General features: G+C 69.6%; 18 protein-coding genes. 6 read left to right on the top strand and 12 right to left on the bottom strand.

Annotated elements, in window-relative coordinates; genetic code table 11:
• Positions 1–18: 18 nt before the first annotated feature.
• The 3 genes from DVW87_RS06475 to DVW87_RS06465 all read right to left on the bottom strand — a co-directional run bounded on the left by DVW87_RS06475 (position 19) and on the right by DVW87_RS06465 (position 2,526).
• The gene (locus tag DVW87_RS06475) at positions 19–264 is read right to left on the bottom strand and encodes a hypothetical protein (protein ID WP_114686850.1); all 246 of its coding nucleotides are present in this window, start codon (positions 262–264) and stop codon (positions 19–21) included.
• 238 nt (positions 265–502) lie between these two features.
• Entirely contained in the window at positions 503–2,203 is a 1,701-nt protein-coding gene (locus DVW87_RS06470) for a cation acetate symporter (protein ID WP_114686849.1), read from the bottom strand.
• The gene (locus DVW87_RS06465) at positions 2,203–2,526 is read right to left on the bottom strand and encodes a DUF485 domain-containing protein (protein WP_114686848.1); all 324 of its coding nucleotides are present in this window, start codon (positions 2,524–2,526) and stop codon (positions 2,203–2,205) included. Before DVW87_RS06465 ends, DVW87_RS06470 begins: the two co-directional genes overlap by 1 nt.
• A gap of 116 nt (positions 2,527–2,642) precedes the next feature.
• Between DVW87_RS06465 and DVW87_RS06460 the strand changes: the two genes are divergently transcribed.
• Positions 2,643–3,860: a cation:proton antiporter gene (locus DVW87_RS06460; protein ID WP_181814762.1), complete on the top strand. Its 1,218-nt coding sequence runs from the start codon at positions 2,643–2,645 to the stop codon at positions 3,858–3,860.
• Here DVW87_RS06460 and DVW87_RS06455 read toward each other — a convergent pair.
• The 6 genes from DVW87_RS06455 to DVW87_RS06430 all read right to left on the bottom strand — a co-directional run bounded on the left by DVW87_RS06455 (position 3,841) and on the right by DVW87_RS06430 (position 12,860).
• Positions 3,841–4,890 carry a LacI family DNA-binding transcriptional regulator gene (locus DVW87_RS06455; protein WP_114686847.1) on the bottom strand — a complete coding sequence of 350 codons (1,050 nt, stop codon included), beginning with the start codon at positions 4,888–4,890 and terminating at the stop codon, positions 3,841–3,843. The two genes, DVW87_RS06460 and DVW87_RS06455, sit on opposite strands and share 20 nt — an antisense overlap.
• 10 nt (positions 4,891–4,900) lie before the next feature.
• Complete coding sequence (locus DVW87_RS06450; RefSeq protein WP_114686846.1) at positions 4,901–6,397, bottom strand: tryptophan halogenase family protein; 1,497 nt, start codon at positions 6,395–6,397, stop codon at positions 4,901–4,903.
• Positions 6,394–7,425: a cupin-like domain-containing protein gene (locus DVW87_RS06445; protein WP_114686845.1), complete on the bottom strand. Its 1,032-nt coding sequence runs from the start codon at positions 7,423–7,425 to the stop codon at positions 6,394–6,396. Before DVW87_RS06445 ends, DVW87_RS06450 begins: the two co-directional genes overlap by 4 nt.
• Positions 7,418–8,134, bottom strand: a complete 717-nt coding sequence (locus tag DVW87_RS06440; protein WP_114686844.1) for a SapC family protein — start codon at positions 8,132–8,134, stop codon at positions 7,418–7,420. Before DVW87_RS06440 ends, DVW87_RS06445 begins: the two co-directional genes overlap by 8 nt.
• Positions 8,134–9,699 (bottom strand): tryptophan halogenase family protein, encoded by a 1,566-nt coding sequence (locus DVW87_RS06435; protein ID WP_114686843.1) that lies wholly within the window; start codon positions 9,697–9,699, stop codon positions 8,134–8,136. Before DVW87_RS06435 ends, DVW87_RS06440 begins: the two co-directional genes overlap by 1 nt.
• A 110-nt stretch (positions 9,700–9,809) precedes the next feature.
• On the bottom strand, positions 9,810–12,860 hold the full coding sequence (locus tag DVW87_RS06430; protein ID WP_114686842.1) for a TonB-dependent receptor: 3,051 nt from the start codon (positions 12,858–12,860) through the stop codon (positions 9,810–9,812).
• A gap of 221 nt (positions 12,861–13,081) precedes the next feature.
• On the opposite strand from DVW87_RS06430, the gene DVW87_RS06425 reads away from it, so the two are divergent.
• Positions 13,082–15,331: a beta-glucosidase gene (locus tag DVW87_RS06425; protein WP_114686841.1), complete on the top strand. Its 2,250-nt coding sequence runs from the start codon at positions 13,082–13,084 to the stop codon at positions 15,329–15,331.
• Positions 15,332–15,494: 163 nt separating this feature from the next.
• Positions 15,495–16,679: an MFS transporter gene (locus tag DVW87_RS06420; RefSeq protein ID WP_114686840.1), complete on the top strand. Its 1,185-nt coding sequence runs from the start codon at positions 15,495–15,497 to the stop codon at positions 16,677–16,679.
• Here DVW87_RS06420 and DVW87_RS06415 read toward each other — a convergent pair.
• Together DVW87_RS06415 and DVW87_RS06410 are read right to left on the bottom strand one after the other, a co-directional pair.
• A complete protein-coding gene (locus tag DVW87_RS06415) occupies positions 16,664–17,512 on the bottom strand; it encodes a glycoside hydrolase family 16 protein (protein WP_114686839.1) in 849 nt (282 codons plus the stop codon). The genes DVW87_RS06420 and DVW87_RS06415 overlap by 16 nt on opposite strands.
• Positions 17,509–19,263 (bottom strand): adenylyl cyclase, encoded by a 1,755-nt coding sequence (locus DVW87_RS06410; protein ID WP_239017790.1) that lies wholly within the window; start codon positions 19,261–19,263, stop codon positions 17,509–17,511. Before DVW87_RS06410 ends, DVW87_RS06415 begins: the two co-directional genes overlap by 4 nt.
• A gap of 71 nt (positions 19,264–19,334) precedes the next feature.
• Here DVW87_RS06410 and DVW87_RS06405 point away from each other — a divergent pair, with 71 nt between their 5' ends.
• The gene (locus tag DVW87_RS06405) at positions 19,335–20,006 is read left to right on the top strand and encodes a DUF6445 family protein (RefSeq protein WP_114686838.1); all 672 of its coding nucleotides are present in this window, start codon (positions 19,335–19,337) and stop codon (positions 20,004–20,006) included.
• A gap of 3 nt (positions 20,007–20,009) precedes the next feature.
• Here the strand turns inward: DVW87_RS06405 and DVW87_RS18040 are convergent, their stop codons facing one another.
• Complete coding sequence (locus DVW87_RS18040; protein WP_181814735.1) at positions 20,010–20,147, bottom strand: hypothetical protein; 138 nt, start codon at positions 20,145–20,147, stop codon at positions 20,010–20,012.
• A gap of 154 nt (positions 20,148–20,301) precedes the next feature.
• On the opposite strand from DVW87_RS18040, the gene DVW87_RS06400 reads away from it, so the two are divergent.
• Together DVW87_RS06400 and DVW87_RS06395 are read left to right on the top strand one after the other, a co-directional pair.
• A complete protein-coding gene (locus DVW87_RS06400) occupies positions 20,302–22,836 on the top strand; it encodes a TonB-dependent receptor (protein ID WP_114686837.1) in 2,535 nt (844 codons plus the stop codon).
• Entirely contained in the window at positions 22,836–24,452 is a 1,617-nt protein-coding gene (locus DVW87_RS06395; protein WP_114686836.1) for an alkaline phosphatase D family protein, read from the top strand. The genes DVW87_RS06400 and DVW87_RS06395 overlap by 1 nt, the downstream gene beginning before the upstream one ends.
• Positions 24,453–24,558 lie beyond the last annotated feature (106 nt).

The following is a 24,558-nucleotide window of genomic DNA, read 5'->3' as shown; positions in this document are numbered from 1 at the left end:
GCTGGCCACCGAGCTCTTTTATGCCCGCGCGCATGGCGAGGAGGAGCCGTCGCGGGCAGGGGTGCTGCGCCCGGACCATGTGGAGGCGATCCGGGCGGCAACAGGCAAGCCGCAGCAGCAGACGGAGGTGAACGCCTTGCGTGCCCGCATCCTCGACCATGCCGTGTCGCGCGCGGCGCGGATCGTGTCCACGTCGCTGATCGAGGCGGGCGTGGACATCTCGCTGGCCGAGGTCTGGCGCGCGGTCGCCGGCCTCGACAGCATCGCGCACGGGAGCGTGGATCGGAACAGTCGGCCCACCGTGGAGAGCAGCCTGCGCGCACGTCGCTCCCCGCCCGCGGGCCCTGGGTCGAAACCCCCTTCGCGCGCCGGCACGCCACGGCGGCCTCGTCGCTCCCCACGGGGTGGCCGCAGCCGCTCCCGCCTGACACGCGAAGCCGCAAGCGGCTCGGCGGCATATCCGCCAACCGCCCGCGGCGCCTGGAACAGCCTGTCCCGCCTTTCAGTGCGCCGCGGGGTCGTGGACGCCGAGGCCGGTTTCGGAGCGCAGCCGCTGCGCCGGATAGCCTGCGCGGTCCACCGCGGCGCGAGGCGAACGGTCGAGCACGGAGAGCAGCCAGATCGCGGCAAAGGCGATCGGCACCGAGAACAAGGCCGGCGAGCTGTATGGGAACACCGCCCGCTCGAACCCGAACACCGCCACCCAGATCACCGGCGAGAGGATCGTCAGGCCCAGCGCCGTCACCAGGCCGATGGTGCCGCCCCAGGCCGCGCCGCGGGTGGTGCAGCCGGACCAGAGCAGCGACAGCACCAGCACCGGGAAGTTGCCGGAAGCGGCCAGCGCAAAGGCGAGGCTGACCATGAACGCCACGTTCTGCTTCTCGAACACGATGCCCAGCACGATGGCGGCGATGCCCAGCAGGATCGTGGTGATCCGCGACACGCGCAGCTCGCGCGCGGGATCGGCCGCGCCCTTGTGCAGCACGCTGGCATAGACGTCGTGCGAGATGGCGGAGGCCGCCGACAAGGTCAGCCCGGCGACCACCGCGAGGATGGTGGCAAAGGCGACGGCGGAGATGAAGCCCAGGAACAGGTTGCCGCCGATCGCATGGGCCAGGTGCATCACCGCCATGTTGTTGCCGCCGCGGATGGCGCCGCTCGCATCGACGTAAGCGGGATTGAACGAGATCATCACGATCGCGCCGAACCCCAGAATGAAGGTGAGCGCGTAGAAATAGCCGATCCACGTGGTTGCCCACAGGATCGACTTGCGTGCCTCCCGCGCGTCGGGAACGGTGAAGAAGCGCATCAGGATATGCGGCAGCCCCGCGGTGCCGAGCATCAGCGCGAAGCCGAACGACAAGGCCGAGACCGGGTCCTTGATGAAGCCGCCCGGCCCCATGATCGCGCGGCCGCGGGCGGCGGCTTCCGCCGGGTCGAGGCCGGTGCCGAGCGCGACCTGCGTCTTCACTGCGACCGCGCGCGCGAACAGCGCCTCCAGCGAGAAGCCGACATGCGCCAGTACGCCGAGCACCAGGAACGTCGCGCCGAGCAGCAGCAGCACCGCCTTGATGATCTGCACCCAGGAGGTCGCGCGCATGCCGCCGAACAGCACGTACACCATCATCAGCCCGCCCACGACGGTGATGGCGACGAGATAGGGCAGGCCGAACAAGAGCTGGATCAGCTGCCCCGCGCCGACCATCTGCGCGATCAGGTAGAAGGCCACCACGAACAAGGTGCTCGCCGCCGAGAAGCTGCGCACCGGCCCTTGCAGGAAGCGATAGGAAGCGACGTCGGCAAAGGTGAAGCGGCCGAGGTTGCGCAGCTTTTCCGCGATCAGGAACAGCACGATCGGCCAGCCGACGAGAAAGCCGATCGCGTAGATCAGCCCGTCATAGCCGTCGTTGAAGATCTGCGAGGTGATGCCCAGGAACGAGGCGGCCGAGCAATAGTCGCCGGCCATGGCGAGGCCGTTCTGGAACCCGGTGATCCCCCCGCCGGTATAGAAATCGGAAACCGAGCGGGTGCGCCGCGCCGCCGCGCCGGTGATCCACAAGGTGAGCAGGACGAAGCCGGCGAACATCGCGATCGCCGTCCAGTTGGTCGGCTGCCGCGCGACGGCGCCGCCGATGGCCGCATCGGCGCCGGTCGCCCATCCCAGCAGCAGGATCAGCGCCGCCGCCCGTCCCAGCGACCGCATCACCGGCCCACCTTGTCGAGCAATGCGGCAAGCCGGGCGTCATAGTCTGTATTCGCGCGGCGCACATAGACCGCGCAGATCGCGATCGTTCCCACCAGCATGGCGGCGCCCAGCACCACCGCGATCGTGATCGTCCCGAACAGCGGGCGCGCCATGAACGGCTTGTCGAAGGCGATCAGCGAGATGAAGGCGGAGTAGACGATCACGGTCACCGCGGTGAGCGCCCACGAGAAACGCTGCCGGTCGCGGACCAGCGCCGTGTAGAGGGGATCGGCGGCGATGCGCGCCTCGCGCTGGGTGTCGGGAGCATCCGGGCTCTGCATGGCCGCATCATCACGGCGAAGCTGGCCAAAGACAATGGCCCGCAAGGCCGCCCATCTTTCCGTCGCGGGCGGATATGCTATCGCTCCGCAAAAAGGGGGAGGAAGTTACCGTGCACATGTCTCCGACGGAGGTGTTCCTCCTGGCGATGCTGCTCATCTTCGCCGCGCCCTATGCGGTGTGGCGGCTGGGGCGGACCGATCACTGGGCGCCGCTCGTCGTGGTGCAGATCGTCGGCGGCATCCTGCTGGGGCCGGGCGTGCTCGGCGCGGCCTTTCCCGCTTACTACGCCACCGTGTTCACGCCGGCCTCGATCGGCGCTCTGAACGGCATCGCCTGGTGGGCGGTGATGATGTTCGTGTGGGTCGCCGGCCTCGAACTCGACCTGGGCGAGGCCTGGCGGAGCCGGCGCGAGACGGGCACCACGGCGGCGCTGGCGCTTGTCACGCCCCTGGTCACCGGCAGCCTCGCGGCGCTGGTCATGCTCCGCTTTCCCGGCTGGCGCGGGCCGGCAGGCGCGGACTGGCAGGTGGTGCTGGGCATCGGCATGGCCTGCGCGGTCACCGCGCTGCCGATCCTGGTGCTGTTCCTGGAAAAGCTGGAGATCCTGCGCCTGCCGCTCGGCCGGCGCGTGCTGCGCTATGCCAGCCTGGACGACATCGCGATCTGGGGCGTGCTGGCGGCGATCATGCTCGATTGGGAGCGGGTGACCCGCCAGGCGGGCTTTCTCGCCGGCTTCGCGCTGGCGACCTGGGCCATCCGCCGCCTCATGCCGCGCCTGCCCGAGCGGGATCGCTGGTATGTCAGCCTGGTCTGGCTCGCCGCCTGCGGCTTTGCCGCGGACTGGGCGGGGCTGCACTTCATGGTCGGCGCGTTCCTGTCGGGCGCGGTGCTGGAGGCGCGCTGGTTCGACGAGGAAACCACCGACCGCTTCCGGCATTTCGTGCTGCTGGCGGTGATGCCGGTCTATTTCCTGTCCACGGGCCTGCGCACGCAATGGGGCATGGGCGGCACGGCGGTGTTCGCCGCCGCCGCGTTGCTGCTCGTCGCCTCGGTCGGCGGCAAGTTCCTGGGCGTGCGGATCGCCGGCCGCCTGCTCGGCTGGCCGAAGGGCGAGGCGACCACGATCGGCTGGCTGCTCCAGACCAAGGCGCTGATCATGATCATCTTCGTCAACGTGCTGCTCGACAAGCACATCGTCACCAACGAGACGTTCACCGCCCTGCTGCTGATGGCGCTGGCCAGCACCATGCTGACGGTGCCGATGGTGTCGAAACGGATCGCCGTTTACCGGCGCACGGCCGGCGAAGGGAAGGTCAGCGCCGGGGCGCCGTAGAACCGCGCACCTCCAGGCTGGCGCCGACCACCACCGGCGCCTCGTCCGGCTCGCGGCCGGCGACGGCGTCGATCAGCAATTCCATCGCGCACGCCGCCGCATCGGCGATCGGCTGCACCACCGCGGTGAGCGGGGGATGCGCGAAGCGGACCATCGGCGTGTCGTCGAAGCTGACCAGCGACACGTCCTCCGGCACGCGCAATCCCCGCGCGCGGATCGCCTCCAGCGCGGCCAGCGTCATGCGGTCGTTGCTGGCGATGATCGCGGTGACCGGATCGGCGAGCGCGAGCAGTTCCTCGGCCGCGTGCAGCCCGGCATCATGGCTGAAATCGCCCGCCGCCAGCAGATCCACGCACGGCGCCCCGGCCGCCGCCATCGCCGCGCGCCAGCCGTCCACGCGCCAGCCGCTCAGCTCGTAGTCGGGCGGCCCCGCGACGAAGCCGATGCGGCGATGGCCGAGCGACAGGAGGTGCTCGGTGGCGCGCCGCGCGCTCGCCTCGTCGTCCATGGTCAGGCGGAAGCCCGGCCCCGTTGCCAGCGAGCCGATCCGCGCGAAGCGAATGCCGTGGCGTTCCAGCAATCCGGCGATCACCGGGTTCTGCGAATGCGGCGGGGTGAGGATCACGCCGTCGGGACGCACCGCGGCCAGGGCGGCCAGCAGCTCGCGCTCGAGATGGTCGCTATGCGTGTCGACCAGCTCGACCAGCAGGCGGTAGCCGTGCTCCGCGCCCTTCAGCATCCCGCCGAGCAGCATCTGGTCCACCCAATCGGTGCCCTGCCGCTCGCGCCAGTCGGCGATGGTGCGCTCGCGATCGTTGAGCGCGAGGATCAGGTAGGAACGCGAGCCGCCCAGCCGCTGTGCGGCGATCGACGGCACATAGCCCAGCTTGGCGATACTGGCCTGCACGCGCGCCATCATCGCGGGCCGGACATTGGGCTCCTTGTTGATGACGCGGCTCACCGTCTGCAGCGACACGCCGGCATCGGCCGCGACATGCCGGATGGTCACCGCTTGCGGTCGTCTCGACATTCGGTGGTGCTCAGGCGGCTTTGACGCTGTCGGGCGTGCCGCAATAATGCGCGACATAGGCGGCGTGCTCGGGCAGGCCGGCGACCGTGCGGGAAACCTGGTCGGCAAGCCCGGCGAACAGGCGGCCGAGCTCCTCGTCCGGCAGCTTCTCGGCAATGGGATGCCAGGCGGCGGGCGTTATGCCCTGGCCCATCATCACCTGCACCCAGCTGTTTTCCGCAAACAATTCCTCGTTGCGGCGGAACACGCGGCCCGTCTCGCGGAACAGCTCGATCTTCTGCGCCAGCGTGTCGGGCACCTCCATGTCGCGGCAATACCGCCAGAAGGGGGAGTCGCCGCGGTTCGTCACCTTGTAGTGCAGCACCAGGAAGTCGCGGATCTGGAGCATGTCCGCCATCTGCTGGTCGTTGAATTCGGCGACATCGCGCTCGCTGATCTCGCCCAGCGGCAGCATGCGGATCAGGCGCAGCACCGCGCGCTGGATCAGGTGGATGCTGGTCGATTCCAGTGGCTCCATGAACCCGCCGGACAGGCCCACCGCGATGCAGTTGCGATGCCATTGCCTGCGCCGCGCCCCCGCCCCGAAGCGCAGGAAGTTGGGCTCGACCAGCGTCTTGCCCTCGATGGTGGAGAGCAGCCGGTCGAGCGCGGCATCCTTGTCCATGTAGCGGCTGCAATAGACGATGCCGTTGCCGCGGCGATGCTGCAGCGGGATGCGCCACTGCCAGCCCGCCTCATGCGCGATGGCGCGGGTATAGGGGACGGGCGGCGCCACGCTTTCCGTCTGGATCGCGATGGCGGCGTCGCAGGGCAGCCAGTGCGTCCAGTCGTCATGCCCCGCATGCAGCGCCCCTTCGATCAGCAGCGCGCGAAAGCCGGTGCAGTCGAGGAACAGGTCGCCCTCGATCGCCTCGCCGGAATCGAGATGCAGCGCGGCGATGTGCCCCGTCTCGCCGTCCAGCTCGACCCGCGCGATCCTGCCCTCGACACGGCGGGTGCCGTCCTTTTCGGCCATTGCGCGCAGGAACTTGGCGTAGAGCCCGGAATCGAGCTGGTACGCATAGTTCATGCGATCGTCGGGCAGGTGCGCGAACTTGGCGCTCATCGCCGCGACGAGCTCCAGGCAATAATCGTCGTAGGAGCGGTCGAACCCGCGCTCCAGGCCGTAGCGCCAGAAATGCTGGAACCCCGCCGACCAGTGATCCTTGCCGGTCAGGCCGAAGGAGTGGAAGTACCGATCCGTCCCGTCGCGCCAGCCGTCGAACAGGATGCCCAGCTTGAACGTCGCCTGGGTGGCGCGCATGAACTCGGCCTCGTTGATGCCGAGCAGGCGGTTGTACGCCACCAGCGGGGGAATGGTGGACTCGCCCACGCCCACCGTGCCGATCGCCTCGGATTCGACCAGGCTGACGGACACGGCTTTCCCCAGCGTGCGCGCGATGGCGGCGGCGGCCATCCATCCGGCGGTGCCGCCGCCCGCGACGACGATGCGGTTCAGGCGCTTCACTTGGAAAGCTGCCGCAGGAGAAAGGCGCGCAGGCGTGCCGCAGTGTCGGGGGTCATCGGGGCGAGCACGCTGCGGGCCTCTTCAGGGATATGGTCGGTCACCTCCGGTCCGGCGGTGAACACGTAATGGTCGAACAGGTCGCGCCAGTGCGCCTTTTCATCGTCCGGCAGGTCGCGGATCGACAGGATCGCGTGGTTGAGCGCGTCCTGCGGCTGGCCGAGCCATTTGGGCGTCTCGCGCCACCAATAGTTCACCAGCACGTTGAACGCGGCCAGTCCCTCCACATGGTGCCACCACATGGACGGGATGTAGAGCGCGTCGCCCGCCTCCAGCTCGGCCACCTGCGCATGCTCCAGCGCCTCGGCGAAGCGGGGGTGCGCGGTGAAATCGGGTGCATGGAAATCGACCATGCTGACGGCGCGGCCCGCCGGCGTGTTGTCGATCGGCCCGAGATACAGGTTGCGGAACTGCTCGCGCGGGAACAGCGTGAAGCGGCGCCGGCCGACCGCGACGCAGGCGAGGTTGTCCGGAAAATCGTTATGCGCGGCGATCCGCGTCTGCGTGCCGATCCAGATGCTGGCCAGCGGCGTGCGGGTCCCCAGCGGCACATGGTTCGCCTCGTGCAGACCTCGGAAATATCCCTTCACGTCCACCGATCCGAGATAGAGCGGGTGCGCATCGGCGCGTCCCTCCGCGGCATCGATCTGGTGAAAGATTTCGCCCAGCCGCGCGCGCGCCATGCGGAAGTTCATGCCCATAGCAGCGTCGTAAAACAATCGCCCGTCGCTGCCCGGCGCGCCCACGGAAACGGTGAACGGCATGTCGCGCGCATGGGCCACGAGATAGTCGCGCGCTTGCCTGCCCGAGCGCAGCCCGGCCCCGACCAGCGGCCAGTCCTTCACCAGCCCGCGCACGATGAAGGGCGCGGTGGCCGCGCGCAATTGCCGGTCGAGCGCCGCGGCATCGGCGACCGCCAGCTCCGGCACGCTCGCCAGCCGCGCAAAGATGCCGGGATCGGCCTCAGCCACCGCGCACCGCTGCGTTCTTGCGCGCGATCAGGCCGTTCAGCTGCGCCAGCGAGGCGAGTGCCATGAAGATCGGCATCAGATGCCCTTCCGCATGCAGCTCGGCCGTCACGCCGGCATCCAGCGCGCGCAGGCGATCCTCATCGATGATGTGGAAGCCGACCAGCCGGTTGGTCGCGCCGTCCTCCAGCGTCACCTCCAGCGTCAGCGGCTCCAGCAGCTCGTGCCGGGCCAGCGCCTCGAAGAACGCGCCGCTTTCCTCATAGCCGGCATGCAGCGCGCCGAGCTTGTCCGCGATCGCCTCCACATAGGGCGTCGGTCGGCCCAACTCGTCGAACACGCGCACGCCCTCGTCCGCGGCGATCCGCGGGGAGGCCAGGTCGACATGCACCTGCGCCTCGCCGTCCGGCTGGGCGGGCCGCCCGATCAGGAACGGCTGGATGTCCATGGCAAGAGGGATGTACGGCGCGTCCCAGCCGTTTCCATCGAGGAACAGGTTCTCGCCGTTCTCGAACCCGAACAGCGCGAGCGCGGAGAAGCCCTCGCGGTCCACGCCCTGGCGGAACAGGATCGGGTAGCAGGCCTGCACGCGGCGGAACTCGTCGGGCACGGTAAGGCAGGTCATCACCGCGTCGCCGAACGCCGCACCGCGATCGGTGCGGATGCGCAGGGTGCGGTGGTCCTCGGCGGTGAGCAGGGCATGGGACGACATCAGCGAACGGTTTCCATCTGGCGGGGAAGGGCGTCAGCGCGCACCGCGTCGAGATAGGCGCGGTTCGTCGGCAGGCTGGCGGCCAGCACGCGCGCGCGCTGCGCTGCCGCGGCGAGCTGCTGCGCAACCTGCGCCTGCGTTTCGCCGGCGATACGCGAGGGGGGCGGCGCCGGCCACCCCATGCCGTACAGCACATACTGGTAGCTGGCGGCGGGGAAGATCTCGTCCACCATCGGCAGGTCGGCGCGCGAGGGCGGCTGGTCGCGCCACAGGGCCAGCAGCTCCTGCAACCGCGCCGGGATCGAGGCGGGATCGCGATGCGCCTGCCAATAGGGTTCGCTGCGCACGCTCGGCACGTAATGGAGCTTCAGGAACTCGACGATGCGATCCCAGCGGTAGCGGAACAGATCGTTGAAGCGCCGGGCATGCCGCTCCATCGCGCCGCGGGTGCGCGGAAAGCCGTCGAGCAGCGCGTTCAGCGACAGCTCGATCAGCACGATGGCGGACGCTTCCAGCGGCTCCAGGAACCCGGCGGCGAGGCCGATCGCCAGGCAATTGCCCTGCCAGAACCGCTCGCGATGGCCGGAGCGGAAGGCGAGCTTGCGGAACGACAGCGCGCTCCTGTCCACGTCCGGCGCGGTGCGGGCGAGATAGGCGGCCAGCGTCTCCTCCGCCGCAGCGTCGCTCAGGAAGGCGGAGGCATAGACGCAGCCGACCCCGCGCCGGGTGGGCAGGCCGATGTCCCACAGCCAGCCGGCGGCGTGTGCGGTGGCGTTGGTCTGCGACGCGATCGCGCTGCCGGGCGCCACCGGCACCTGCACGGCCAGCGCCCGATCGTTGAACAGCACGTCGCTCCAGTCCACGAACGGCACGCCGTGATGGCCGCCGATCAGCAGCGCGGCATGGCCGGTGCAATCGAGGAACAGGTCGCCGGCGATCTCGCCTGCGCCGCGCAGTTCCACCGCCGCGATGTCGCCGCCTTCGCCCGGCACCACGCGCGTGACATGGTCGCGCAGGTGGCGCACGCCGAGCACCTGCGTGCCATGCTCCGCCAGCAGGGCGGCCAGCTTTCCCGCATCGAGATGATAGGCATAGTTCAGCGCGCCGGCATAGTCCGGCATGCCGCGCTGACGCGGCGCGAGGTCCTGCGCGCAGATGCCGGGCTGCGCCGAAACCGTCTCGGCAAACGGCCGCGCCAGCGGATCGTCGGCCCAGGCGGCGACCAGGTCCGCCGCCTGGCCGTCCACGGGCGGGGTGAAGGGGTGGAAATACTGCTCGCCCTCCGCGCCGGTCCGCCAGCCGTCGAAGCGCGAGCCCTGCTTGAAGCTCGCCTCGCAGCGGCGGAGGAAATCGGCCTCCGAGAGGCCGATCCGCTCCAGCGTGCGCCGCATGGTCGGCCAGGTGCCCTCGCCGACCCCGACCGTGGCGACATCGGGCGATTCGATCAGCGTCACGGAAAGGGGCGGCCGCGCGGTGCGGTCGCCACGCGCCGCCAGCAGGCACGCGGCCAGCCAGCCGGCCGTGCCGCCGCCCACGATCACGATGCGGGAAACAGGCTGTTCCACGTTGCTCCGTCCCTTGCGGGTGTCCCGCTCAGCACTGCCCCTGGATCAAGGAAAAAGCCACCCTCTCGCGAGGATGGCTCTTCCTGATGGAACCGTGCCGTCGTGCCGGCTCAGAAGGTGAAGCGGACGCCGCCCGAATAACGGGCATAGCCGGGCTGCGAGAAGATAACGAAATTGTCCGTCCGGCGATGCCCGCGACGTGCCTCGCCGGTCAGGTTGATCGCTTCGGCGAACACGGTCAGGCCGCGGGTGAACTCCCAGCTCGCGCTGGCATCGAGCTGACCATAGGCCTCCACATAGGTCGGATCGAACGAGCCGCCATTGTAGAACTCGCCGCGCCAGTTGTACGCCGCACGCGCCTGGAAGCCGTTCTTGTCGTAATAGAGAACGGCGTTGGCGCTGTCGGAGAGGCCGGTCAGCGCGAACTGGTTGGTCGTCGTGGGCAGCGTGTTGTTGAACTTCGCGTCGCCGTTGACGATCGTGTAGTTCAGGATCGTGCCGAAGCCGGTCTCCCAGAAGCGGTGCTGGATCGCGAATTCCCAGCCGTTGATGTTGGCCGTGCGATCGCTGTTGAACGGCTGGTCGATGCGGAAGTTGTAGAGCGCATCCTGCGGCGTGCTCAGGATGTCGCCGCTGATGAAGCCGTTGGCGTCGCGCTTGAACGTGCCGTCGTCATTGCGCTGGGGCACCGTGCTCGCCGGGAAGTTCGTGAAGATATAGTCGCGGATCGCGCCGAGGCCCGCACCGGCACCGAGCGCCGCCACCGCCGCCTGATAGCGCGGTCCCGTCGCCGGGTTGCGCAGGTCAAACGCGGAGCGGTCCACCTGCGTGGTGCTGATGAAGTTCTCGACGTCCTTGTTGAAATAGCCGACCGAGATGTAGCTTTCCGGCCCGTAATACCATTCCGCCGAGAAATCCAAGTTCTTGGACTTGTACGGCACCAGCCCCGGATTGCCCTGGCTGCCCGTGCCCTGATCGATGCGCGGGTTGGAGGCGAGGGTGAGCCCGCCCTGCAGGCTGCCGTAATCCGCGCGCGTGATGGTGTGGCTGTAGGACGCACGCAGCTTCACGTTGCGCACCGGCTCCACGTCGAAGTCGATCGCCGGCAGCCAGTTCTCATAGCTGCCCTTGAAGCGGGTGAACGTGGTCTCGTTGCCGAAATTGATCGCGAATTCGTTGGACGACACCCAGCGCGTGCCCGTGGGCACCGGCACCAGCGCCGCGGAGTCGACGTTGGTCTGGTCGTACCGCACGCCACCGATGATGTGCGCGGAACGGCCGAACAGGTCGAACTTGGTGTTCACCTGCACGAACGGCGAGATCGTCTGCTCCTTGATGCGCCGGTCGGTGGTGTAGTTGGCAAGGCAGGTGCCCGGCTGCGCCACGCCGCTCTGCGGACGGCTGCACGCCGCGAAGTTGCTTTGCAGCAGGTCCGCGTAATTCTCGAAGTTGAAGTTGTAGAGGAACGGGAACACGCCCTGGCTGTTCGCGCCGTTCACGCCCTTGAACTTGTCCGGGATGGTGGCCGGCGTGAAGATGTCGTCCGGGATCGCCGATGCCGGGCCGATGCCGCCCCAGGTGTCGTTCTGGATGAAGCCATAGGCCGAGCGGACCTTGTTCTCGACGTAAGAGAAGCCCCAGTCGATGCTGTCCAGGAACGAGCCTTCATGGTCGTAATGACCCTTGAGCTGCGCCTGGTTGATCTCGTCCCGGAAATAGGCGTTGCGGAACGAATCGCCGGTCGGCGTCAGCAGCGCGCGGCTGGACGGATCGATGCCGGGGTAGAAATCCACCGAGATGACGGGGAAGTCCTTGGTGAAATCCACCGTCTGGCTGCGCACGCCGAAGATCGCATTGCCCACGGACGTGCTGGAGCCGTAGCGGTTGGTCGGCTTCGATTCCGCGGTCGAATGATGCGCGTCGAGCGACACGGTGACGCCGCCCGGCGCATCCCAGGTCAGGTTGCCGCCCAGCGACTTGTTGACCGTCTTGTTCGCGGTCAGCGCGCCGCTGAACGACAGGTCCTTGCGCTCGTCCGCGCGGAACCGCTCGGTGTAGAACAGCGGGGCGGCGTTGGGGCCGTCGGTCCAGGCGCTGGACGTGTCGTTGAAGTTGAACCAGATGCCGGTGCTCTGGTCGCGCACTTCCACCTTGTTGCTGGAATAGGTGTAGTCGACGGTGGCCGTCAGCGAGTCGATCGGCTTGAACTGCAGCACGGCCTGGCCGTTGATGCGCTCGCGATCGATGTCGATCAGGTCGTAGGCGGCGCTTTGCGGCACCTCGTAGACGTCGTTCGCCTCCGGACGATTGGTGATGTTCGGGCTGCTCTGCGGCAACGTGCCCCAGCTGTTCTCCGAACCGAGCCACGAATTCGAGAAGCCGACGCTCGCCGAATTGTTGCTCGCCTTGCGACGCTGATACGCGCCCGACACGAGCAGGCCGACCCGGTCGTCCAGCAGGCTGGTGGAGAACACACCGGACACTTCCGGGGTGATCGGGTCGCCCTCGTTGCGCGAGCTGTCGTACACGCCCTTCACGGCGATGCTGCCGCGCGTGCCGGCCTTGTCGAGCGGGCGCGGCGTGCGGATGTTGATGGTGGAGCCGATGCCGCCCGACGGAACCGCGGCGCGGCCGGTCTTGTAGACCTCCACCGCGGCGATGCCTTCTGAGGCGAGGTTCGCGAAGTCGAACGAGCGCGAGGCCGGCGCGCTGGCGCCGTCGCCCAGCGTCGCCGTCGGCATCTGGCGGCCGTTCAGCGTGACGAGGTTGTATTCCGGGCCGAAGCCGCGAACGGTGACGAACTGGCCTTCGCCGTTCGACCGGTCGATCGACACGCCGGTGATGCGCTGCAGCGACTCGGCGAGGTTCGTATCCGGGAACTTGCCGATATCCTCGGCAGAGATCGCGTCCACCACGCCCTGGCCGTCACGCTTGATGTCCACGGACTCGCGCAGCGACGCGCGGATGCCGGTGACGACCACGTCGTCGGTCACCTGGTTCGGTTCGCCCTGGCTGGACGGCGTTGTTGTCTCGGACGTGCCCGGATTGCCGACGGTGGCCGCCGCGTCCTGCGCGTGGGCGGTGCCGGACACGGCGCAGATCGCCAGCGTCGAGGCGCCGAGAACGAGATGTGAAATGGAACGAGCGCTGAAACCGCGCATCGGAAGTCCTCCCCTGTGAAACCCTGACAGACGCGGATGTGCCCCCGCGTTTGTTGCGTTATGTGAACGTTCACTTGCGCGGGTCGGGGAAGCCTGTCAAGCCGCCCGCCTGACGATTGGTTGCGGCAAAGTGACGGGAATGTCACAGTTGTGAACGTTCACAGCGGATGTCGCCTGCGGCAGGGGCACCCGCCCGGGCGGCCGCGAGAAGGGGATTGGAAATGCACAAGGTGAAAGTGGCGCTGGTCGCCGGAACGATGCTCGCGCTGGCGGCGTCCTCGATCGGCGAAGCGCGCGAAAAGGCGCCCGCGTCGCGTTCGAACGCTGCCCGTGCCAAGGCGCGCGCGATCGTCGCGAAGATGACGCTGGACGAGAAGATCGGGCTCGTCCACGGCCTGTTCCCGCCGATGGCGGCGGGCAAGTCGACCAGCGAGCTGATCCCCTCGGCCGGCCATATCGACGGCATTCCGCGTCTGGGCGTGCCGCTGGTGCGCGAAAGCGATGCCTCGCTCGGCGTCGCCAACCAGGTGGAGCAGCGCCGCGGCGACGTCGCCACCGCGCTCCCCTCCAGCCTCGCCACCGCCGCCAGCTTCTCGCCCGGGATCGCCCGCGCGGGCGGCGCCATGATCGGCGCGGAGGCGCGCGCCAAGCGCTTCAACGTGCTGCTGGCCGGCGGCGTGAACCTGACGCGCGATCCGTGGAACGGCCGCAACTTCGAATATCTCGGCGAGGACCCCTTGCTCGCCGGTCGCCTGGGCGGCGCGCATATCGCCGGCGTCCAGTCGAACAACATCGTCTCCACCGTGAAGCATTTCGCGCTCAACTCGCAGGAAACCGGCCGCACCATTCTCGACGCGCGCATCGACGAGAAGTCCCTGCGGATGAGCGACCTGCTCGCCTTCGAACTGGCGATCGAGGACGGCCGCCCCGGCTCGGTCATGTGCGCCTACAACAAGATCAACGGCGACTGGGCGTGCGAGAACAGGTTCCTGATGACGGACGTGCTGAAGCGCGACTGGAACTATCCCGGCTTCGTGATGAGCGACTGGGGCGCGGTGCATTCCACCGAAAAGGCCGCGCTCGCCGGGCTGGATAACGAATCCGGACAGGAACTCGACAAGGCGATCTACTTCGCCGAGCCGCTCAAGGCCGCGGTGGAGGCCGGCACGGTGCCGATGGCGCGGCTGGACGACATGGTGGTGCGCTATCTCACCGGCCTGATCGAGACGGGCGCGTGGGACCATCCGGTGCCCGCCGCCGCCGAAACGCCGGACTATGCCGCGCACGCGCAGGTCGCACAGCGCGCGGCGGAGGCCGGCATCGTGCTCCTGAAGAACGAAGGCAACCTCCTGCCACTCGCCGCCACCGCGAAGAACATCGTCGTGATCGGCGGCGCGGCGGACCTCGGCGTGCTGTCGGGCGGCGGCTCCAGCCAGGTGCGCTCGGTCGGCGGCGCGCCGATCGAGATCCCGCTGTCCACCGGCGGCTCCGCCTCGTTCGCGCGCATCACCTATCATGCCTCCTCGCCCTTGAAGGCGTTGCAGGCAGCGCTGCCCGGCGCGCGCGTGACCTTCCTCGACGGGCGCAACCTCAACGCCACCACCGAGGCGGCGAAGGCGGCGGACATGGCGATCGTCTTCGCCACGCAATGGACCACCGAAGCGGACGACGTGCACGACCTGCGCCTGCCCAACCATCAGGACGCGCTGATCTCCGCGGTCGCCGCGGTGCAGCCGAAGACGGTGGCGGTGCTCGAAACCGGCGGCCCGGTGACCATGCCGTGGCTCGACAAGGTGCCCGCCGTTCTCGAGGCCTGGTATCCCGGCCAGCGCGGCGGCGAGGCGATTGCCAACATCCTGACCGGCAAGGTCAATCCGTCCGGCCGCCTGCCGATCACCTTCCCGGTTGCGGAAGCGCAGGCGCCGCGCCCGTTCCCGGTCGGCCTCGACACGCTCACCGCCGAGCAGCGCCAGGCCGCTGCCGATCCCGGCGCCGCGAGCAAGGCGGCGGCGGAAGGCTTCCCGGTCGATTATGTCGAGGGCGCCGATGTCGGCTATCGCTGGTACGAGAAGAAGGCGCAAAAGCCCCTGTTCCCGTTCGGCCATGGCCTCAGCTACACCAGCTTCCAGTATCGCAACCCGGTGGTGAAGGGCGGCGCGAAGCTCACGGTCAGCTTCGACGTGGTGAACACCGGCGCGGTGGCCGGTGCCGACGTGCCGCAGATGTACGTTGCGCGTGATGGCTCGGGCGCGCCGATGCGGCTCGCCGGCTTTCAGCGGGTGGAGCTGAAGCCGGGCGAGAGCCGTCGCGTGACGCTCACCGCCGAGCCGCGGGTGGTGGCCGACTACGACACCGCGCTGCCCGGCTGGCGGGTGGCGGCGGGCCGCTACAAGGTGGCGCTGGCGCATGATGCGACCGACCGCGCGGTGGTGCTGGACGCCACCCTGCGCGCGAGCACGATGAAGCCGTAAGCGGAAAGCTGTTCCCCGGCGCAGGCCGGGGTCCAGTCGGGAAGGTCGGTGTAACGAAGCGCTGCGCCAGGCCATCGGCGTTCCCCACCTGCACCCCGGCCTGCGCCGGGCAACAGGGCGAGGTGGCTTGCCCCTGCCGCGATGCTGCCCCACAGAGGCGCGGGTGACCCTCTCCCGCCCTCGTTCCGCCGGTTTCGTGCTGGCCTTTGCGCTTGCGTATGGCGGCGGGGTGATCGGCTATCTCCCGCTGCTCACCCTGCTGCTGCCGATCAAGGTGGGCACCATGGCGGGCGATGCGCGGCTGGACGTGCTGGCGGTCACGGTGATCGCCGGCGCACTGGCGGCCAGCGCGTCCAACATCCTGTTCGGCTGGCTGTCCGACCGCTCGCTGGCGCGCGGCGGCGGGCGGCGGCGCTGGATGGCGGGCGGAGCGGTGGGGCTGCTGGCCAGCTATGGCGGCATCGCGCTCGCGCACGGCGTGACCGCGATCATGGTGGCAGTGATCGCGTTCCAGGTCGCGGTGAACGCGCTGCTCGCCCCCTTGCTGGCGATCATGGCCGACGAGGTGCCGGACGGGCAGAAGGGGCTGGTCGGGGGTCTTCTCGCCCTGGCCAACCCGATCGCCGCCGCCTTTTCCGCGGTGCTGGTCGGCGCCGCGCTGCCCGAGGTCGCGCAGCTCGCGATCGTGCCGCTGGCAAGCCTCGCCTGCATCCTGCCGCTGCTCTACACCCGGGCGCAACCGCTTGCGCCGGCGCCAGCCGCCCTTCATCAGCCCCCGCGCGGGCTGTTGCTGGCGGGGCTCGCACGCTTTCTCGTGCAGGTCGCCGGCAACGCCCTGTCGATCTACCTCGTCTATTATTTCGGCACCCTCACGACCGACTCGCCGGCCGCGATCGCCGCCGATATCGGGCGGCTGCTGACGATCGCCTTTGCCCTGCCGCTGCCGATCGCCGTGCTCGCCGGCCGGCTGTCCGATCGCACTGGGCGGCGCAAGCTCGTCCTCCTCGCCAGCGCCGCGCTGGCCGCGGGAGGCCTGGTCTGCATGGCGGTGGCGCAGGGGTGCGGGGCGGGGGCGGCCGGGTTCATCCTCTACACGGTGGGCTCGTCCGTGTTCCTGGCGCTGCATTCCGCCTTTGCCATGCAGTTGCTGCCGAGCGCCGAGCATCGCGGCCGCGACCTCGGCCTGCTCAACCTCACCAACACGCTGCCGGGGCTCACCGGCCCGCTGCTCGCCTGGGCGCTCGCCACGCCGCGCGATTTCGCGCCGCTGCTGCTGGTGCTGGCGGTGCTGACGCTCGCCGGCGGCGTGGCGATCCTGCCGGCCAGGCGGCCTCAGCGCTTCCAGTAGCGCACGTAATCCACCCGCATCGCCTGCGGAAAGGCGGCGTCGTCCACGCCCTTCTGCCCGCCCCAGTCACCGCCGATCGCCAGGTTCAGGATCAGCTGAAACGGGCGCTCGAACGGCCAGGCCGCATGCCCGCCCGGCTGGTCGTTGCCCACCCGCATGTACGCGCGCCCGTCCACGCCGATGGTGATAGCCTGTGGCGTCCAGTCGAGCTGATAGCGGTGGAAAGCGGTGCAGGCGGTCGGCACCGTCTTCTGCGCGCCCCGCTGCGTGCCGAGCCGATGGTTGAACGCGCCGCTGTGCAGCGTGGCGTGGATCACGTTCGGGTCCCAGCCGACCATTTCCATCAGGTCGATCTCGCCCTGGTCCGGCCAGGTGCCGCCTTCCGGCAGCAGCCAGATCGCCGGCCAGGCGCCGCGCCCGCACGGCAACTGCGCGCGCACTTCGTAGAAGCCGTAGCCCAGCGCCTGGCGGGAGATCAGCTTGGCCGACGTATAGGCCTGCCCGCCCCAATCCGGCACCTTCGCCTTGTCGAGCGTCTCGCGACGCGCCTCGATCACCAGCGCGCCGCGTTCCACCCGCGCATTCTCGCGGCGGCCGGGATGTGCGTAATATTGCTTCTCGTTGTTGAACCAGCCGGCCTCGTTGCGCGACGTGTCGAAGCGCCAGCGCCTGGCGTCGATCGTCGGCTGGGCAAACTCGTCAACGAAGCTCGGGCGGCCCGATGGCGCGCGCATCGGCGCGTCCACCGCGTAATTGGTCGCACCCAGCGACTGCTGCTGCGGAACGGGCGCCGCGGCCGTGGCGAGCAAGGCGGCGAGAACGGCGACCCTCATGCCACCGGCTCCGGATAGCGGGGGAGCGTCTGGCGGATCGCTCCCGGCCGCGCCGCCGCGCCGGCATCGTTGACCAGATGCGCGATCGTGCCCTTGCCGCCGCCCAGCGAGATGGTGGTCACGTTCTCCACCCGCACGCCGGGCGTCTGCGGCACTTCCACCGCGCTTGCCAGCACGATGGAGGGATCGGCGGTGAAGTTCGCATACACGCCCATGCCGATCGCCTCGTGCTCGCGCACATGGTCGGCTACCTTGTACGCCGCCCAGCCCCGATCCGAATCCGCGCGCCAGCCGCGCTGGCTCGGCGGATCATAGGGCAGCTCGTTCTGGTAGAACCAGGTGCGCCCGCGCTCCCCGTTCCACACCGTCTGCCATTTCTGGAAATGCTCCACGAACAGGCCGTACATCGACACATCGTTGCCGTTCACGACGAGGCCGTGGTCTGCAATGCTCTCGGTCCAGCCATGATGTTCGCGCCCGCTCGTCCGGTCGCCATGGTCGGCGCGCCAGATCCACAGATGATCGCCGATCAGGTGATGGCTGTTCACCTCCAGGCAGGTACCCGCCTTGCCCACCGTCGCGCCGCCGACGCGGAAGAACAGGTCGGCCAGCAGGATCGGATCGGCGGCATGGCGCACGCGCGTGCCGCGCTGGCCGACCTGCATCAGCAGCGGCGAATTCTTCGCCCCCGCATCGATCAGCAGCCCGGCCACCGACACGCCCGCCACGTCGTCCACCACCAGCGCCGCGGTGCCGTTCACCGGCAGCAGCGTGGCCAGACCCAGCCCCAGCACCACCGTGCCCGGCCGCGTCACCCGGATCGGCGCGGGCAGGCGATAGATGCCCGGCGTCAGCAACAGGTGCCGCCCGGCCCTCAGGCCCGCGTTGATCGTCGCCAGCGGCGTGTCCGGCCGCGCGATCAGGAATTGCGTCAGCGGCAGCGAGCGGCCGGCGGGCGCGCCCGCCCAGCTCACCCCGCGCGCCTCGCGGCGCAGCGCGGGCACGAACACCTGCCAGCCGCCGGCGCTCGTGCAGCACAGGAACGGCTTTTCCCGGATCAGCGGCACCGAAGGCAGCGCGGTGACCGGCGGTTGCGGGAAGGTGGTCGGCGGCGCGCCCTCCACCCCGGCGAACATCATGTTCCAGTTGGCCCCCTGCCACCCGCCGATGCGGCTGGTGCGCGAGAACCATTGCTGCTGCGTGCCGGAGCGGATGGTGCCGCTGATTGCGCAATCGGCCAGGAACCCGCCGCTCGACCAGCCGCCGTCGTCCAGCGCCAGATCGCCGTGAAGCTCCACCCGGCGATAGGGCGCCGCCTGCGACACCGCCCAGCGATCCGCGCCGTCGGGCGGCCGCACCGACAGGTTCTCCACCCCGCGCCAGAAATTCACCAGCGCCATGCCGTTCGCCCAGTCGGCCTCGGCATGGACATGGCCGGCCACCTGCACCTCCGGCGGGGTGAGGCCAAGCCCGGCGACCTGGGTGAAGAAGCCGACATTGATGTCGAGCGCGTGGCGGCCCGGCTTCAGCAGGATCGCATGGCGCGCATCGGTGAAATGCGCGCGTTCCTGCGCCCGGAAGATCGCGTTCAGCCGGGCTTGCGTCTCGGCGGCAGGCGCGGCGGGATCGATCACCAGCACGTTGGGCCCGAAATCCGGCTCCGGCGTGGCGGCCATCGCGCGCGGGGCCATCATCGTGGCGGCCAGCGCGCCCATCGTCTCGCGCCGTGTCAGTGCGGGTGTTCCCGGCATGTTCATTCTCTCCCAATTGCCCGCCTGCTGCCAGACTTGCCCGCGCCGGGAAAGGGGCGCATCGCACGGAAATGGCGGGGAAGGTCAGCATCGAGCGGATCGGGCGCGAGGGCGAGCCGCTCGTCACGCTCGACGAATTCGCCCCCGACGCCGATCGCCTGCGCGCCGCCGCGATGGCGGCCAGGTTCGTGCCCGGCGACCATCATTATCCCGGCATCCGCGCGCCCCTGCCGCAAGGCTATCTGCGGACACGGATGCCGGTGATCGCCGCCGCCATCGGCCGCGCCTTCGGCCGCTGTCGCCGGGTCGAGGTGGTGGATGCGAGCTTCTCGATCGTCACCACGCCGCCGGCCGACCTCAGCCTCCGCCAGCGCGTGCCGCATGTGGATGCGTTCGGGCGCGAGCGGCTGGCGATGGTGCATTACCTTTCGCCGGGCGGCGGAGACGGCACCGCCTTCTTTCGCCACCGCACGACCGGGTTCGAGACGGTGGACGCCGCCCGCGCGCCCGCGTTCTTCCGGACGCTGGACGCGGAGGTCGCCGCCACGCCGCCGCCGCCCGCCTATGTGAACGGCGACACGCCCCTGTTCGAGCGGGTCCATGCCGCGGAGGCAGGCTTCAACCGCGCGCTGCTCTATCGCAGCTTCCTCCTGCACAGCGGCGCGATCGCCGCCGATGCCGCGCTGTCGCCCGATCCCGCGACCGGGCGGCTGACGGTCACCGCCTTTTTCGCGGTGGAGTGACGCTCAGGCGAAGTCGCCGGTCTTTTCGGCTTCATGCTCCTCCGGCGGCGCCTGCGTGGCATCCGCCGGCAGCACGTCGTCGGCGTGCGGCGTGACCTCGCCCTTCTGGTCGTCGGGAGTTTGGGGGGTGATGTCCGGCATGGTGCGCTCCTGTTGGGGTGGTGCTCCTGTCAACGCCCCGCGCGGGCAAACGGGTGCCATCCGGAAGGGGCGGGGGCTGTCGCATTCCTGTCATGCGGCTGCCTCCTCGCTGTCACGGCCCAGCGCTAGCGGGCCTGCAACAGGGGGAAATTTCATGCGTGTTCTGCTTCTTGCATCCTGCGGCCTCGTTGCGCTCGCCGCGCCGGCCTTTGCGCAGGAGACGCCGCCGCCGGTGGAGAGCAACGCCGACGTGGTCGTCACCGCGCAGCTGCGCGAGCAGGAAGCGATCGACGTGCCGATCGCGGTGGCGACGCTGACCGACGACCAGCTGAAGCGGCTCGGCATCACCGAGCTGGAGCAGGCGTCCCGTTTCATTCCCGGCTTTTTCGTGCAGAACCAGTCGCCCAACAATCCGGGCTTCGTGGTGCGCGGCATCACGTCGGACAGCGGCACCGCGTTCAACGAGCCGCGCGTGTCCGTCTTCCAGGACGGCGTGTCGATCTCCAAGTCGCGCGGTTCCTATGTGGAGCTGTTCGATGTCGAGCGGGTGGAGGTCGCCAAGGGGCCGCAGTCCACGCTCTACGGCCGCGGCGCGCTGATCGGCGCGGTGAACATCGTTCAGAACAAGGCCGATCCCAGCCGCACGGAGGCTTACGCGCGGGGCTCCTACGGCAACTTCAACTCCTGGCTGGGTGAGGCGATGGTCAACGTCGCCACCGGCGACGGCGGCGCGCTGCGCCTCGCCGGCCGCTTCCGCGAGCGCGACGGCTATATCGAGAACCTGCTCGGCGGTCGCGACTTCTCGTCGGCGCGCACCTGGGCGCTGCGCGGCAGCGCGCATCAGGAGCTGGGCGGGCTCACCGTCGACATCATCGGCAACTACCAGAAGGACACGCCCGCCGGCACGCCCTTCAAGTCGATCGCCTATCGCCCGACCGACCCCAATACCGGCGTCGTGCTCGGGGATGCCGGCCGCAACAGCGGCGCGGCGCTGGCGCCGGGCGCCGGGTTCGAGGGCGGCCGCCCGCTCGGCCTGCGCCGGGAAGTGGGCGGCGCCACCGGCCTCGTCAACTGGGATCTCGGCACGAACCTGCGCCTGACCTCGATCACCGCCTATCGCGAATTCGATGCGCTGGAGATCTTCGACGCGGACGGCATCTCGCTGCCCGCGCTGACGGCCGGCGAGGACGCGCACGGCAACCAGTTCAGCCAGGAGCTGCGCCTGACCTATGACAAGGGGCCGATCACCGCGTTCCTGGGCGGCAGCTACTTCCACGAGGACGGCTATCAGCGCGTGCCGACCCAGTTCGACGAGCGCGTGCTGCTCGGCCGGCTGACCAACCAGCTTGCCGGCCCCGCCGTGCTGGGCCGGCCCGCCACCGATCCGGCGCCCGCCGCCATCTTCGCCAACACCGCCTTCACCGGCGCGCTGCTGCAGGGCGTGGCGGCGGCCAGCGGCGTCGCGCTGCCCGCCGCGCGGGCGGCCGCGATCGCGGCCAACCTGAAGAGCAACCATCTCGAGACGAGCACCAACTTCTCGCGGACCAGGGCCTTCGACGTCTTCGGCGACGTGACCATCCGCGTCACCGACCGGTTCGAGCTGGGCGGCGGCCTGCGCTACACGCGCGACGACAAGCGTTCCGGCTTCACCGCCGCGGTGCTGAACGGCCGCTCGATCCTGGGCGGGGTCATCGGCGCCCTGGCGCAGCCCGCCGCCACCCGCACCCCGCTGCTCGACGCGCTGGCGGTGCCCGGTGCGGCGAACATCCCGACCTCGGCCGCCTATCCCGTGCCGCTGTTCGGCCTGGGCACGCAGCCCACCGCCGGCAACGGCCAGGTGCAATATGGCGAGCTCGACAATGACGGCTTCAGCTGGCGCGCCACCGCCCGCTACAAGCCGACCGACGAAGCGAGCCTCTACGCCACCTATGCCCGCGGCCGTCGCCCCGCGATCCTGTCGCCCGGCGCGCCGTCCACCCCGCTCGGCGCCGTGCGCTTCACGCCGCTGCCCGAGGAGACGGTGGACAGCTACGAAGTGGGCGCCAAGACCGCGCTGATGCAGCGCCGCCTGTTCGTCGAGGGCTCGGGCTTCTTCTACAAGTACCGCAACTTCCAGACCACGGAGCAGCAGGGCACGGTGTTCGTCACCACCAATGCCGGCCGCGCCGAAAGCTACGGCTTCGAAGGCCAGGCGCGCTACGTGCCCAGCGACAACATCTCGCTGTTCGCCAGCTACGCCTATAATCACAGCCGCTTCAAGACGGGCATCCGCGAGGGCAACCGCTTCCGCCTGTCGCCCGATCACGCCCCCTCGGCCGGTGCGATCATCGGCGTGCCGCTGGGCGAAGGTGCCGGCCGCGTGACCTTCACGCCGTCCGTCACCTGGCAGAGCCGCGTCTATTTCGACGACGACAACGATCTGCCCGGCCTGCAGCAGCCGCCGCGCGCGCTGGTCGCCGACAACCTCCGCGACGAAACGCAAGGGTCGTACGCGCTGGTCAACGGCCGCATCGGCTACGAACTGCCGAGCGGCATCCAGATCGAGGCATTCGTCGAGAACGCGTTCAACAAGAAGTATATCAACGACGCCGGCAACACCGGCGACGGGCTCGGCCTGCCGACCTTCATCGCCGGCAACCCGCGCTTCTACGGCGTGGCGGCGACGTTCCGCTTCGGCGGCCGCCGCTGATGCGCGTTTCGCGCCGCGCCGCGCTCGGCCTGTTCGGGGCCGGCGCGCTCGCTCCGGCTGCGGCGTCGGCCGCCGAGGCGGTCGCGGTCGCCTTTGCCCACGGCGTGGCGAGCGGCGATCCCACCGCGCGCGGCGCGATACTGTGGACGCGCGTCACTCCGCCCGCGGCGCACAATGCGGCGGTGCCGGTCACCTGGCACGTCGCCGAGAACGGCCGCACGGTGGAAACCGGCACGGCCGAGGCCCGCCCGGCACGCGACTTCACCGTGAAGGTGGAGCCGACGACGCTGCGCCCCGGCCGCGACTATACCTATTGGTTCGAGGCGAACGGCATCCGCTCGCCGGCCGGGCGCTTCCGCACGCTGCCGCAAGGGCGCACCGCCGACGCGGTGTTCGCCGTGGTGTCGTGCCAGAACTTTCCCAGCGGCTTCTACAACGCCTATGCGGCGGTGGCGAAGCTGGAGCGGCTGGACGCCATCCTGCACCTGGGCGATTACATCTACGAATATGGCCGCGACGGCTATGGCGGCGCGACGGGCAGGAAGATCGGCCGCGAGGTCGAGCCTGCGCACGAGATCGTGACGCTCGCCGATTACCGCACCCGCCACGCGCAGTACAAATCGGACCCGGACCTCCAGGCCGCGCACGCCCGCGCGGCGATGATCGCGGTGTGGGACGATCACGAAACGGCGAACGACAGCTTCGTCTCAGGCGCCGAGAACCACCAGCCGACGCGCGAAGGCGACTGGGCCAGGCGCAAGGCCGCGGCGATGCAGGCCTATTTCGAGTGGATGCCGATCCGCGATCCGGTCGCCGGGCGCCCGTGGGAGGCGATCAACCGCAGCTTCCAGTTCGGCGATCTCGCCACCGTGGCGATGGTCGAAACGCGGCTTCTGGCGCGCAGCCAGCAGGCCGACCAGCAGGCGAAGGATCCCGCCGCCGTTCTCGCCATCCGCAACGATCCCGCGCGCGAGATGCTCGGGCCCGAGCAGCGCGGCTGGCTGGAGGGCGAGCTTGCCGCCTCGGTGAAGGCGGGCAAGCCGTGGCAGGTGCTCGGCAACCAGGTGGTGATGGCCCGCGTGCCCGGCCCGATCCCCGACCAGCTGCTGCCCGCCGACCGGCTCGCCGCGCTCAACGCCAGCCCCTATGCCGCGCTGGTGGCGCACGCCGTTGCCGGCTACCGCGCCGGCCTGCCGTTCAATCTCGACAGCTGGGACGGCTATCCGCCGGCGCGCGAGCGCCTGTACGAAAGCTTCCGCCGCGCCGGCTCGCGCCCGATCGTCCTGTCGGGCGACAGCCACGCCTTCTGGGCCAATGCGCTCGCCGATGCGCAGGGCCGGCCGGTCGCCAGCGAGTTCGGCACGTCCGGGATCACCAGCCCGTCCAACGGCGATTCGCTCCCCGGCCTGCCGCTCGGCGCGCTGCTGGAGGCGGCCGGCGAGGAGGTCGTGTTCTGCGACCAGAACGCCAAGGGCTTCATCGTCCTGACGCTCACGCCCGAGCGGGCGGTTGCCGATTACCGAGCGGTATCGACGATCCTGGAAAAGGCACACACCGTCTCCACCCTCGCCCGCTTCGAGGTAAGCGCGGCGGATCGAGCGCTGCGCAAGGCCTGATCGAACCCGGGAAGAAATCGGAGCGCCTCCCCGGCGAAGGCCGGGGTCCAGGTGGGAAGGCTTCGGTGACGAAGCGCAACGTGCCTCCCAGACGCTTCCCGACTGG

This window comes from Sphingomonas aracearum (assembly GCF_003345355.1).
GTDB lineage: Bacteria > Pseudomonadota > Alphaproteobacteria > Sphingomonadales > Sphingomonadaceae > Sphingomonas > Sphingomonas aracearum.
Note: the sequence above shows the minus strand (reverse complement) of the source record. Positions and strands in the feature narration are given on the sequence as shown.